Below are 14209 nucleotides of genomic sequence, written 5' to 3' on the forward strand. Positions count from 1 at the left end.
TTCTATGAGCGATTTCGATCCGACAGACCCTAAGCAACAATCTTCCTATTTTCGACGCCATCCATTAGTGACGAACGATTACAATATTTTAACCCCAAGCATGCCGCAAGTACTAGAAAACATATTGGATGCTGTAATGCTCCACAAAAAAAGCTTGATCTACAGTGCGGCGCCTCAAATGGGTAAAACGAAAATCTGTAATTTCGTGGTGGCCGCTGTACAGAAGCACGTAGATTTCCGGGATCGATTTGTAATTCACGTAACCGCGGATCCCAGGATCAGTGGTCATAAAGTGAATGAAAGTATTATTCGTATTATAGCTCGAAGCATGAACCTTCGTATTCCGGAGCGGCCTGACTCAAACAGAGTGCGCGTGCTTGTTTTGGATGCTATCGAAAGCCGACTCAGGGGGCTTGGTGGCCGGCATCTAGTCATTTTCATTGATGAACTTCAAGCCCTGAAAATGGAGGACTTCGAGAATTTACAATTTCTTCAGAATGAGTTGGGGTTGCATAATATAGCAGTGACATTGATCGGCTTTAGCCAAACTCAGATAGAGCACACGATCACATTACTGCGCGCGGAAGGGCGCCCAGAATTAATTGTTAGATTTCTCAATGAGCAATATGATCTTCCTCGATGCACGGATCACGCTTGGATGAGCGAAACATTGTCTATGTATGATGCAATATTCACTTACCCTCTTGGTAGTGAATGTTCTTATACTCAATTTTTTCTACCTAATGCTTTTACGGCTGGATTTAGGATGACTTCGTATGCCGTAGAAATATATCAAATTATGGAGGAGGCGGCTAAGAATGCAGATCTGGAAAACTTGCCAACCGTTTCCATATTTGAGGTATTCAGGCTGATCTTAATCAGATCTAGAAAATACGATGCTCCAGATTTCGTATTGACGGAGGATGTTATAAAGTCCGCTACCAAGGAGTCTCAGTTACATAACTATGCCAATAACATGCATGAGAGTGCAGTAAAAAATGAATCGAATAAATAGCCTCAGCTTGATTTTTCCGAAAATGACATTTCCATACTCTTCGTCGTGGCTGGTATTTATCAATATTCTAAAATGGAATTACATAGGCGATCTCATATCGTTGCGTAAAATCCTTAACCCAAATAAAAGCATTCGACGGAAGGGTAACTTGTGGTGGTGCGGGGGCGAATTACCACATTGGAAAATTGAGGCGGCTGCGGGACTTTCGTTAAATGATCTGCGCTATTCATATATGGATGGCTGGTTTCCACCTCCCACATCTTCAGAGTGCGCGCCTATATATACTAGGCCAAAAGTAGCAATTCGTCACTGCCCCCAGTGTATTAAATTTGGCTATCATTCGGTAGTATTTTATTTCGAGCATATTACTTGTTGTCCTTGGCATAAAGAGGAGTTGCAGACTTGCGAAAAATGCACCTCCGCCCTTGATTTGGTTTTTTCTGCTAATAAGGGCATATATGGCGTTTCCGGGCAATGTGAACACTTAGATATCGCTCTTGGGGTTTTGCCGTCTTCGCCGGCAACAGAGCAGTTTAATGAACAAGTTCAGGTCTGGTGCTCCGGCTTGAGGGATTGGGTTCAGCGGAGCACCGATCTGGTAGGGCACGCCGTGTATGAAGTTATTGCCACCAAAAACAACTCAACTTCAAATAAGCAAATGGCCATCGACTTTTTGACCGACCGTATAGGTAATCCTGTTTTTTCAAGCAAGCTTGGTGAGAAAATATCTATTTTCAAATTTCCGCGTTCAAAGCTTGCCTGGAAACTGCCCTTTTGGGGGATTTTGCATCGTGCGCGGATAAAATGCTTAAACCAATCTCAGCCTCAAATTGATGCTACAACAATGAAATTGATCGCCAAAGCCATTCGCCGATATGTATTTCGAAGGTTTTTACGATCTCATAGACGATGCTTGAGCCGGTTGGTGATGACCAAAAGTGGTGATTGGTACGAGTTAAATATCGCAGCGGTGTGCCCCTGCGTTATGGCTTACCTCATAGTTTTCTCAAAGGATTGGGGTGTTTCGCCATGGACTTTTTTGCATCCATATAAAAAAGACGTTAATTGCAAGAGTGATGAGTTCAAGTCTCGACCACGAACAACCATACTCTGTGAATTTGAGTTGTATATGTACTATTTATTGGCAAGCTTTTATAGAGTTTGGGGAGCATTGCGCCACTATAAGAGTATGAATTGTAAGCAATTGGTTGTTTCGTCTAGGTATGATAACGCGGCTTTCAACTTAGTACATATCGGAAGTCACGAGTCCGCACTCGAATACAGGTATTCATGTTACTGGGATTCATATCTATTCATGGAGAATCCACAGTACAGTTTGGAGGCTAGCATTCCAGATTGCCTGCGTCGTCGAAAGCAATCCCTAACTGTGCATGTCGATGAATTTCTTTCGTCTGCATTACTGAACAACGAAAACGTTCTCTGTGCGATGCATGATCGATTCGCAAGTGGTGAGTGTTCATGCGAACTTTAGAGTTTGTGCTAAAATGATGATCTTGATAATACTTCATAGCCTTGGCCCGCCTATTGTTATTGCAAGGCGAAACGTCGGATACAGGCCTGGCGGTGCCTCACTAAATGCAATCCAAGCGTCGAATTTAATGATCGCGCCCTACAAGACTCGTTTCTACATTGCTCGCGGCCATCTTTCCAAACGACGTGCTCCCATCGACATATCGCAGCGCCGATTTCACATCCTTCCAGCCCACATAACTCATCAATCCCTTGATGTCCCATCCGTTCGCTGAAGCCCAGGTCGCGAATCCGCGGCGCATGGAGTGACTGCTATAAAGCTCAGCCGAGACTCCTGTCTGCTCGAAGATTCGGCGAAGCAGAGGTATCAGGCTATTTGAGTTGATGCCGTCCTCAGCCAAATTACCCCATCGATCCACTTTCCTGAAAACCGGCCCCCGCGCAATGCCGGCCACGGTGATCCAGTTGATGTAAGCCTGCACAGGACAAAGCTTCTTCAATGCAGGGGTGTGGAATGAAGTACCTAGGTGTTGTCGATCGCCTTTCGTGTGCGGCAAATAGAAGGTAATGCCTATCCCTGATTCTGCTTGGGTGTGCTCGATCTGCAGGCGAGCCAGTTCGTCACCCCGGAAACCTCGCCAGAATCCTATCAGCAATAGGGCAATGTCCCGTCGATGCCTCATCACCCTTTTGTAGTCGTCACGCTCAGCCGCCAGAGCCGCCTCCCGCTCAAGCCAACCCACCGCTTGTTCCAGGTGAAGTAGAAGGAGAGGGGCTGCCTGTTTTTCTTGGGTCGGGTGCAATGTCCGAATGCCCTTGATCATCTGCTTAACGGTTGGTGTTTTTGTCGGGTCAGGGAATCCCTGAGTGACGTGCCATTGCGCTAGTGCAGCCAGGCGTTGCTTCAGTGTGTTGATGGTGTGCTTGTCCGCGTACGCGGCGAGGTAACGCACGATGCCATCGCCAGTCGCCGGCAGAAACCCGCCCCACGTTACTTCGAAGTGCTCCACCGCGGCGCGGTAGCTGCGTCGGGTGTTTTCCCGGGTGCCAGCCTGCAGGTAACGATCAACCTTGTTCATCTCGACCCTTATGCGTGAAACGTACCTTTTCCAGCAACGGAAAAGTCCAAATCCACCTCTATGATGCGATAACGCTCGATTATTTTATCAAAGAATAGCGCTCATATCGTTCTTTTTATAGCTATAAAGTGCTATGTATACACGTAGTATGTAGAACAGTATGAAATCGTAGGAGAGGAAGATGGCACGCGGCGGAATTAACAAGGCAATTGTCCAAAAAGCGCGAGAATCGCTGCTGGCTCGGGGAGAGAATCCGAGCATCGACGCCGTGCGCATCGAACTTGGAAATACCGGCTCAAAGACGACTATTCACCGTTATTTGAAGGAAATAGAAGATTTTGACCCTCGACCTCGGGCCTCTAAAGAGCGGCTGAGTGATGAATTGACCGAGCTTGTTGCCGGCCTCTTAGAGCGAATGACGGAGGAGGGAGGCGAAGCTCTTGCATACGCCCAGGCGCGCTTCGACGAGCAGCGCAGCGAGCTGGAGCAAAAGCTCGACGGCTTGAGTGCCGAACTCGCCTCATTGCAGCGTGAAGTGGATAGTCAGAAAGGAGCGTTAGCGCTTCAAGCGGATGAGTTGCAGATTTGTCAGGCAAGCCTGCAAGCCGAGCTCACCCGCAATGCCCGCCTGAGCCAAAATTGCAGTGACTTGGAAATTCGCGTGCAGGAGAAGGATGAGCAGATCCGCTCTCTGGAAGAAAAGCACCTTCACGCCCGCGAGGCGCTGGAACATTACCGCAACGCGGTCAAGGAGCAGCGTGACCAGGAGCAGCAACGACACGAAGGACAGGTGCAGCAAGTTCAGGTTGAGCTGCGACAGCTGCAGCAAACGTTAATGCTCAAGCAGGATGAACTGACTCGACTCAACAGAGATAACGAGCGCTTATTAAGTGAGGCGCGACTGCAGGCCAAAGCGGCGGCAACAAATGAAGATGCAGCGATTCGGTTGAGCGGTGAGATTGCTAGCATGAAGACAGCAGTTGCCAAGGCAGACGGGGCAAAAGAAACGCTCCAGGAACAGCTTGGCATGTCGCGCGCCGAATCCAAGCGGCTAGAGGAAGGCTTGGCGCAGGTAAGCGTGCAATTGGTCGAAGCCAAGAGGTTGTCGGAGCAATATTTTGAGGAGCTCACTCAGCTACGACTAACCACAACTCATCCTGATGCAGACAATGAAAGCCCCACAAAATAAGACCAAGGGAGAGTTTTTTTGATCAAATTTGACGCGGTGGGCAGCGGTTCCGTTGCAAGCACTCTTGACCTGAAAAATGCGCATGAGCGCTTGAACCAGATGGTTTCTTCGGACAGTTGTTCGGGGCCATTGAAGCGTATTGGGCGAGTCCCGTCAGGCGTGAAGAAGGTGACGCCAAAAATGAGCAGGGTGGGTCTCAATGCGTAAAGGGCTTAAGGAAAGTTGCCGCGAATTCTAAGGCGTCTCGAGCGGGGAGAAAGCCTAAGTAAAGGAACGCTTTAATTCCTACCAAGGAGCGCTTATATAGTCGAAAAAGGTTTCATTCTAATTCCGGCCCTCATCGGCTTCGGCGTCAGTCTGGCGTTCCTGGTGGGCCGATCTCTACCTGTCACGAGGGACAGAAACCCCCATAGCGAGCATGCCTGCTGCCGCGCTGTGTAATCGGCACTGCCGATCCTTTCGGTAGCGTAGGCGGTAGGGGCGGGAGAGAGTTCCATGCCAACGATGCTAGACCGTGCCTTCTGCGTAATCGACATGAAGATCGATCCCGATTTTACCAAGGTCATGGACGAGCGCTCCGCAATCGATACCAGCATTGATAGGAAGCCCCAACGCTGTGATCGCTGCGATTAAACGTTAGATCTTTGAATGATCGTGGACCATGGAGAATGCTGCGCAAACGCTGCGCACATTGAACCATCGACACCAGCCGTCATCCCCCTGTGAAACGGATACCGCATCGCTCCACATTGACTCCGTGGGGAGCTTTGATCCGATCCAAATCTCGCGTGAGTATCCATATTCAGAGCGTTCCACTATAAGTGCCGAGTGCCTTTTAGCTTATTGGTCGAGTAAATATGTTGATCAGTTCAAGTGGGCTAAGCTTTTCGGGGCGGGGGGCATGCACAATCGCCTACCTTGCCTCGTGCAACCCGGCTGTAAAGCCGAAACTGACATTTGCCGGTAGGTGTACGAAAACTCGAGTGTGGTGATCCCCGCCGACCAATTGCGGCTCAGTCTGATGCCTCTTTTACGAGTTTCCAAATGCCGAAAAGGATCACATGAATGACGCAGCATGAACTTACGTGGTGGAGACGGGTGACCCTGGTCTTCAACCCCAACGTTCGGCAAGCTCAGGCCGGCGACATTCTAGTTGGACTTGGAAATTCACTGGATAGTGGCCAGGCCGGAGTTGCACTGAACGGAAAGTACAAAAGCACTCAGCACTACTCGGTAACAAGCTATGTGATCGCGGCTGATGTGAAAACCGTGAGCGAATGGCGTGAAAGGCTACCGAAAGGAGTGGCTTCCATTCAGCGCGTTGTAATGGAAGACTTGTCCTTCGACAGCTGCTTTTCGCTGCTTTTATTTGTCTTGCGCCTCCAGCATGACGAACCAGAACTCACGATTACCAACCTTAATGCCTGGTGCCGTTACGTGAGCCGGTGGAATGAGGGATTTACCCGTGAGGGGCGCCCGCTCACGGAGTCGATGGCTGCACTCGTGACGGTATTGGGGCATACCTACCTCGATTTCGACGAGGAGGACAGGAGCTCTAATACTGAGCCTGCCTTGTTCGCAGAGGGGGCCAACGTATGTTTGGATTTGATTTGGGCAGCTTTCACACAGCAAACCGCCCCCGAGCTCTTGGATTTTTCGAAGCTTGAGCACTCTAAGGGCTTGGCCCGGGCGCGCGCTCACCTGTTATATGAATGGGAGCAGTACCGGTTAGCTCTGCAGCATGGAAAGAGCTGTCAGCTCAACGTGCCGCTTGCAGGGTCAGGCCGGTCGATTTTGGTCGATGCGCTATTTATCGAAGAGAGGAACCCGAGTGGTGTATTGAAAGTCTTCGCACGCAATGATCAGGAGAACACCTGGACACGGCGTGGGTTTGACGTCCTAGGAATTTATCGGCCATTGGAGGTTGGCACTGGCTGGGACATGACGATCTCAACAACTCCTGAATCCGGGTTGACTTTGCCTGGTCTCTGGCGCGAATTGGAGAAGTTGGAGGAAGAGCGCTGGGGAATGGATAGGCCTCGTAAGCGCTCCCCAGTCGGCGATAGTGATGGCCAATATTTAAATATTCCAGATCAGCCGTGGTGGGATGATTACGGAAAGTACACGATCATTCGGGCGCCGAAGAAGGTAGAGGTCAATAACCTGGAAGTACTTGGAAGCAAATTGGACTGGTACAAAGACGTGCTCCCAACAGTCTGGAGTTTGTACTCGCCGATTCCGAGTAAGCACCTCATCTACGAGGAACGGACATCACCGTTATCTAAGCGCCTTTGTTACTACCGTTGGCACGACCGGCCCCTGGGAGATGGTGTGGTAGGTGACAAGCTTTCTTCGCCTAAGGCGTCAACCACGTCGATGGCAAATTGCCCGACATTTCGTGCCTGGTTGAAAGCACAGTCCTCCCCTGGAGTGACCATTCGGTCGCCCTTCGATCTACCATCTGAGCAGAGCTATCATGAGCTCGTTTTTGAGGGTGGCATCTTGGTTTTGCATCGTGCAGGTGTCACGGCATTTGAAGATTGGTCCAACACACCCTTGGAGATCGATGCGATCAATTCGATCTTTAACGACCTGGCCCAAGCATCGGCCCGGTTAATTGATTTTCATGGCAAAAAGCCGCTGGAGGAGGCTCTTGAGTATCAGAGTCTGATTTTGAAAAACCCAAAATCAGTCCATCTCAAGCAATTCGAAGTGTGGAAGAAAAATAGTTGGGAACTGCGAGCGGAAGCGCTCAAGGTGAGTGTGAGCGTTCTCAACCACGCGGATCCGTGGCCACTGAATGAGTTTCGTACACAACTCGCTAAAGAGTGGGGGATAAATGAACAGCGTGATGAAACGCTAAGGGCCATTGATCGGATTGATCACGTTACGACTGAAATAGTCGCCGACTTTCGTGACCGTCGGGCGAAAGTCGTCCAAGCAATAGGCTCTGGTTTGGCGGTTGGGATTATCTTCAAAGAAGTTGTCGAGACGCTGAAGGAGGTCTGGGTAGCGAGTTCTTACGAGTGGCAACTGGAACTCATTCGTCAGTTTGTACCAGTGGAAATCCCCAAGGAGCTTGAGAAAATATCCCATAACCTTGAGGTTTGGGATTGGGCAACCCTTGTAGCACTGCTCGTGGGGCTCGCATGCGGCGTTATTGTCTACCTCACTTATGGCACTAAGCCACATGAGGGTTGAATGTCTAGGCCGACCCCTCCTAACTGTGGTACCTCACCATCATTTTTGGCTTCGGAACGAGCATTCTTTGGCATGCGGAAAATCTGATACCCACTCACTTAAACGCGTAACTCAGAATCGACCATACTTGGCCGCAAGCGCGCCCATATGATGGCTATAGTCAACTATCAACAAATGACGTCGTATTTCATGCAGTGCCAGGTGCCCAGTAAAGTCGCAAGCAATTCGTGGTGCAAAAAGGAAGGGGTCAACACATGCCACTCTCATGCCCAAATTGCGAATCCTCCAACATCCTATGGAAAACCAAGGCTCAGACGTGGGAGTGTCGGGACTGCGAGGATCGTTTCGAAAGCGCTCCACCAGCAGTTGCGCCGGATCCTCTGATCGACGCGGAATCGGCATTTCTACATCGCGCTAAGGTATTGGCAAACCATACGGGTTGGGTCGACTCCATCGAGGTCCGGTGGCCCGGTCCGGTGGCATATACGTATCGACTGGTGCGTCAGTTGCTGCGCAATGGGCAGGTAGATGCAGCAGCACTGGTGTTCAAAGACTTAGCTGAAGTGCTCGCGCGCATATCGACGCTAATCTTGGCTCAAGACCTTATTCAGAATGGGCCACGTGAAGGCATTTTGCCTATTTGTAGCGAGCTACTAGGTACCCCTCCGAGTATGGGTGTCTGGATGCGCTTGGCTGATACTTGGTCCCGACAAGTACAAGCCACGCCGCAGAGCCTGCTATTTCCAGAGATCGCGCATCTCTGGAGAACGTGTAATAACAAACGTACCTCGCTCAACACCTTACTCAGCGATCAAATCGTTAACTGGCGCAACGAGACAATTGGTCATGGTGTTCGCGGATCAGATATGAACCCGCTAATGGTGGATCTTGAGCGCTTTCTCGGAGAGGGTCCGACGAGCATTCACGCCGCCTTGTCGTGCTTTGCTGATATGTGGGATGGGATAGTCCTATGCAACGCTGATGGCCAATCAATCATGGGCGCAGACACCGTTCTGTCCGAGATGCCGGTCGAGCATGATTTTGAGCAAATGCGCAGTGTTTATTTGCGGCGACAGAGCAGGCATCTTGATTTGCATCCTTGGATCAGCGCACGACGTTGCCAAGTCTGCGGCCAGTCTGAAACCTATTTGTACGACTCGACGCGAGCCCGCAAGACAGTCCCTAACTTCCGTCTGGTCAACTACGATACGGGCCACTCCTACAGCTTGCAGGGGATTTCTGCCCCCCGAATGCTCGACTACTACAAAGCTGTCGGTCGGTCCATGGTGGATACAGCCCAAGGATTTGACCAGGACAGTCTGCCCGAGCAGGTTGGCCGTCTACTTGATGAGCAATCCGCCGAGCACGACTATCTTTCCCCGGCTTATCTGCGAAACCCGCTCAAAGGCTTCATTGAAGCTTCTCTGGATGCTGAGCGTGGAAACGTATTCTGGTTACAAGCCCCGGCCCATGTAGGTAAATCGACCTTCGTCCAGGGTCTGGATCCAGACTATCAGGGCCAGTTTCGGGAGGAGCCACAGATCAGTGGCATGGTGGTCGTGGTTTTCTATATTCGTCGCGAGTATCAGTATCATCTGGCGCAGTTTGCCGATCAGTTACGTGACAGGATCAGAGTGGCTCTGGATATTCGAGCTCACAACAAACCGTTACCGATCCTGGATGTCGAGCACCCAGGTCCGCAAGCGCTGTGTGATTTCCTTGAGGCATTTCAGCGCTTGGGACAGCGAGAACTGCTAGTGATCCTTGATGGACTGGACGAGTTGGCGGAGGAGCATCCTGGCATTGCCGACTATCTGCCCCAGGCGTCCCAGATGCCGCCGCAGGTCATGTTGCTCGTGACTTCCCGTTTACCCGAGGAGTTGCCCGTATGGTTGAGACAAAGGACCGGTTCGCTCAAAGACGCTCTAGTGCACCGCATTGATTTAGGGGACCGGGAGTACTTAACGTTGATGGACGACTATGCCCATAAGCGGCTGGACCGGGCGCTAGCGCGAGATGATGCTCTATTACAATCCCTGCATGACAAGAGTGACGGACGATTTCTGTATTTTTCTTTTCTTGTACAGCGAATCAAAGATGGCGGCTTGAGCCCTGAAGATTTAAAGGATCTGGCCGACTCGGAGCATTTGATTTCGCAGTACCTGGATGCGCTGCGTCAACGCTATATCAACACCGTAGTTGGTGATTTGATGCAGCGAATATTGCTGTGGATGGCAGCAGCCGAAGAAGCTTATGCCTGGCATTACCAGCATTTGCCCACGGTGGCTCAAAAGCCATGGATGGGTTTGCCCATGGATGTTCTGTGTCAGGCCGTGGAAGGCCAGCCAAGCATGACACCGCGTCTGGCCTATGTGCTGTATATGCTCAAACCGCTGTTGTCCGTTTGGCGGGGAGATATCGGCGCCACACTGTATCGATTTGGCATGAAGGGGTTGTGCGAAATGATGCGCCAGCACCATGCAGCAGAGCTCAATCAAGTGCACGACCACCTTGTTCGGCGATTGCTTGCGCCGGAAATAGATCTTGATCTCTCATTGCGACGGAGTGTGGATATGGAGTGGGTGGCATGCCACCTGGATGGGTTCGTTGCTCTTTTGTCGCCAACATTTCACGAACAAATGCGTCACGATGCTCGGGCTAGGCATGTGTTGAAGAAATTTTTGGAAGAGTTTCTCGAGAAAGGCTGGAAAGCATCCGAGAGCTCATTTCACTACAGTGCTCTGTCTAGCTATTGTGTAGTACAGGGCATCATAAACTGGTTAAAAAGTGATTCGCCTCGTTGGGAAGAACAAGACCAGTGGTTGCAAGACGCACAGTTTTGTCTGCTAAAGAACTTCGGACAAACATTGGCTGCCACTGGCGACAGGCTGGGGGCACTTGCTACCTATAGCAACCTTTGCTCCGCGTTGGAGAATTTGCGCGGGCAACTTGGCGCAGAGTTTTCCGCAGAAATGGCCGGGCAACTGGCCCTGATCTATCTGAACCGCGGCACCATATTAGGCGACACAGGCAACAAAACTGACGCCCTAGGTGACTATGCCGAGGCCGGCGCTCTTTTGGAAGCATTGCGCTCGGATTTGAGCACGCAGTTTCCTTCGGAAATGGCGGACCATTTGGCTTGCGTTTATATGAGCCGCGGCAACGTTTTGAGCGCCACCGGCGATAAGATGGGAGCGTTGGCTGCCTACGCTGAAGCAAGTCATATTTGGTATGTCATGCGCCACCGGCAGGGCGGTCAACTCGCCCCAACTATGCTTAATCATCTTGCGCTAACCTGTACCAATCGCGGCACCGCGCTGTTCGATACAGGCGAAAAACAAGGGGCATTGGCCGCATATGCTGAGGCCAATGCTCTATCGGAGACACTGCGCACCCAACTGGGCGCGCAGTTCACCCCGGATATGATCAATCAACTAGCCCTTACCCACATGGGCCGCGGAAATGCTTTGGGCGCCACAGGCGACAAGAACGGAGCACTGGACGCCTTCGCTGACGCTTGCGCGCTCTGGGAAACTCTTAGAATTCAGTTGGGCACGCAGTTCCCCCCGAACATGGCCTATTTTCTGGCTCTAACCCACATGAATCGCGGGACTGTGTTGCGCGATGTCGGTGACAAACAAGGGGCCCTGGCCGCCCACACCGAGGCCTCCACTCTAGGGGAGATGCTACGTACTCAGCTAGGCGCTCAGTTCTCGCCGGATATGATAAATCAACTGGCCATGTCTTATATGAGCAGCGGCAATGCACTGTGCGACATCGGTAACAAGAAGGGCGCGCTTGCTGCCTACGACCAGGCCAGTGCCCTTTGGGAGACTTTGCGCACTCAATTGGGCGCACAGTTTCCTCCTGACATGTTCAACTATCTTGCCCTGACCTATTCGAACCGTGGCTTCGCCTTGAACGCCACTGGCGACAAGCAGGGGGCGCTGGTCAGTTACACCGACGCAATTGCCGTCTGGGAGAGTCTTCGGAATAATTTGGGCACGCAGTTTTCCCCTGACATGGCCCACAATGTAGCAAACACCTACATGAACCGCGGTATCGCCTTGGACACTTTAGGCGACAAGCGGGGGGCATTAGTCGCTTACACCCAGGCGAGTTTCCTCTGGGAAACTCTTCGCACCCAGCTGGGCACGCAGTTTCCCCCGGACGCGCTTAACCATTTGGCCCTGGTTTACATGAACCGTGGGACAGCGTTGAGCGACACCGGCGACAGGCAGGGAGCGCTGAAAGCGTTCACTGAAGCTGGTGCTCTCTGGAGCACTTCGCGCACACAGTTGGGCGCGCAATTTACCCCGGACGCACTTAATTATTTGGCCCTGACCCACATGAATCTTGGGAATGTGCTGCGCAACAATGATGATAAGGCGGGAGCACTGGAGGCCTACGCCGAGGCTTGCGCGCTCTGGCTGCCCATGCAGGAGTTGAAAGGCGAGCAATTCCCCCCTGATATGGCCAACCATTTGGCCCTGACGTTAATGAACCGTGGTGTCGTTTTAAGAGACGGTGGCGACGTGAAGGGCGCGCTAGTTGCCTACGATCAGGCCAGTGCTCTATTGGAGCGCTTGCGCGAGCGACAAAGCGATCAGTTTACTCCGGACATGGCCAACCTTCTCGCGCTGACGCGCATGAATCGCGGGGCCGCATTGTGCGATACCGGAAATGAACAACAGGCTTTGGCTGCTTTTGACCAATCCAGTGCCATCTGGGAGGCTCTGCGAGAGAAATTGGGTGAACAGTTTACTCCCGACATGGCTAGCCACTTGGCGTTGACCTACATGAACCGCGGCACCGTGTTACATGCCACCGGTGACAATCAGGGCGCGCTGGTGGCGCTCGCCGATGCCGGCTCGCTATTGATACTTCTGCGCGAGCATTTGAGTGAACAGTTTCCCGCGGACGGTGCCTGTAATCTGGCTCTGATCTCTATGAAACGGGGCGTGGTTTTGCGCGCCAGCGGAGAGATACAGGGGGCACAGGCTGCGTTCGCCGAAGCGATTGCTCTATGGGAAAGCCTGCGCGTGGAGCAAGGCGTGATTTTACCGCTCGAAATGGTCAATCATTTGGCCCACACCTATATGAGCCGTGGGATTGTCCTGAGTGCCGCCTGCGATGAGCAGGGGGCTCTGCTCAGCTATACAGAAGCTTGTAATCTCTGGGAGACCCTTCGGACGCAGCTTGGCGCGCAGTTTTCCACGGAATCTGCCAATAACCTGGCTCTAACCTATCTGAATGGCGGCCTCATATTGTGCGCAATAAACGACGGCCAAGGGGCTTTGGTCGCGTTCGGTAAAGCCAGTACTATCTGGGAAGTATTGCGCCAGCAACTGGGCACGCAGTTTTTCCCCGAGATGGCCCACTATCTGGCGCTGACCTATATGAACAACGGCACCGTTTTAGCCGCTGTGGGTGACGAGCAAAGGGCGCTGGTTGGATACGCCGAAGCCGCCACGCTGTGGGCGAGTCTTCATCAACAGCAAGGCACGATGACGCCCCCTGTTGTGATCAATAATCTGGCTCAAATCCATTTGTATCGGGGCAACAGTTTGTTCACATCTGGCGATGGTTCAGGTGCCTTGATGGCTTACGCCGAAGCTAGTGTCCTATGGGAAGCCCTTCGAATCCAGATGGGAACACAATTTCCTCCGCACATGGTTGATCGCCTTGCCCTTTGTTATATGAATCGAGGTGTTGTGGGCGCCACAGATGACAAAGAGGAGGAACTGGCCAACTACGAACAAGCTATTGTCCTTTGGGAAGCTCTTCGGATCCACATGGGGACACAATTTCCGCCAGAAATGGTTGATCGTCTCGCCCTGTGCTACATGAATCGAGGTGTCGTGTTGGGCGCCAGAGATCACAAACAGGAGGAGCTGGCCGACTACCACCAAGCCAGCCTTCTCTGGGAGTCCCTTCGGACAAAGCTGGGCGCGCAATTACCACCCGGAATGGCCAACAACCTAGCTCTCACCTATTTGAACCTCGGTACCGCTTTGGGTAACGCCAGCGACAAACAGGGGGCTCTCGCCGCCTACTCCAAAGCATGTGCCCTTTGGGAGGCCCTGTACGAGCTATTGGGAGCGCAGTTTCCTCCGGACATGGTCGATCATCTCGCTATGACTCACGAAAATCGCGACATTGTTTTGCGTGCTATTGGCGCTAGCGACCAAAGCAGTGCGTGACCAGCATGTAATGATTGCCTCTCCACACCGC

The 14209-nt window shown here is 51.9% G+C and carries 6 protein-coding genes; 5 read left to right on the top strand and 1 reads right to left on the bottom strand.

Going from position 1 to position 14209, the window contains the following annotated elements; all coding sequences use genetic code 11:
* The first annotated feature begins 4 nt into the window (after window positions 1–4).
* Window positions 5–1015, top strand: a complete 1011-nt coding sequence (locus ACA049_RS14635) for an ATP-binding protein (protein WP_497336547.1) — start codon at window positions 5–7, stop codon at window positions 1013–1015.
* Window positions 999–2507 carry a hypothetical protein gene (locus tag ACA049_RS14640; protein ID WP_497336549.1) on the top strand — a complete coding sequence of 503 codons (1509 nt, stop codon included), beginning with the start codon at window positions 999–1001 and terminating at the stop codon, window positions 2505–2507. The genes ACA049_RS14635 and ACA049_RS14640 overlap by 17 nt, the downstream gene beginning before the upstream one ends.
* Before the next feature lie 124 nt (window positions 2508–2631).
* On the opposite strand, the gene ACA049_RS14645 is transcribed toward ACA049_RS14640, so the two are convergent.
* Window positions 2632–3585, bottom strand: a complete 954-nt coding sequence (locus ACA049_RS14645; protein WP_497336551.1) for a site-specific integrase — start codon at window positions 3583–3585, stop codon at window positions 2632–2634.
* Between the two features lie 181 nt (window positions 3586–3766).
* Between ACA049_RS14645 and ACA049_RS14650 the strand changes: the two genes are divergently transcribed.
* The 3 genes from ACA049_RS14650 (at window position 3767) to ACA049_RS14660 (ending at window position 14178) form a co-directional block, all read left to right on the top strand.
* A complete protein-coding gene (locus tag ACA049_RS14650) occupies window positions 3767–4774 on the top strand; it encodes a DNA-binding protein (protein WP_497336553.1) in 1008 nt (335 codons plus the stop codon).
* 1065 nt (window positions 4775–5839) lie between these two features.
* On the top strand, window positions 5840–7975 hold the full coding sequence (locus ACA049_RS14655) for a hypothetical protein (RefSeq protein WP_497336555.1): 2136 nt from the start codon (window positions 5840–5842) through the stop codon (window positions 7973–7975).
* A gap of 497 nt (window positions 7976–8472) precedes the next feature.
* The gene (locus ACA049_RS14660; protein WP_497336557.1) at window positions 8473–14178 is read left to right on the top strand and encodes a tetratricopeptide repeat protein; all 5706 of its coding nucleotides are present in this window, start codon (window positions 8473–8475) and stop codon (window positions 14176–14178) included.
* The last annotated feature ends 31 nt before the right edge of the window (window positions 14179–14209 follow it).

This window comes from Pseudomonas sp. LBUM1662, from assembly GCF_059695915.1.

Bases quoted from the DNA above. Each gene is read 5' to 3' on its own strand.
- ACA049_RS14655 (WP_497336555.1), top strand. From the start codon at position 5,840: ATGACGCAGCATGAACTTACGTGGTGGAGACGGGTGACCCTGGTCTTC.
- ACA049_RS14645 (WP_497336551.1), bottom strand. From the start codon at position 3,585: ATGAACAAGGTTGATCGTTACCTGCAGGCTGGCACCCGGGAAAACACC.
- ACA049_RS14640 (WP_497336549.1), top strand. From the start codon at position 999: ATGAATCGAATAAATAGCCTCAGCTTGATTTTTCCGAAAATGACATTT.
- ACA049_RS14635 (WP_497336547.1), top strand. From the start codon at position 5: ATGAGCGATTTCGATCCGACAGACCCTAAGCAACAATCTTCCTATTTT.
- ACA049_RS14650 (WP_497336553.1), top strand. From the start codon at position 3,767: ATGGCACGCGGCGGAATTAACAAGGCAATTGTCCAAAAAGCGCGAGAA.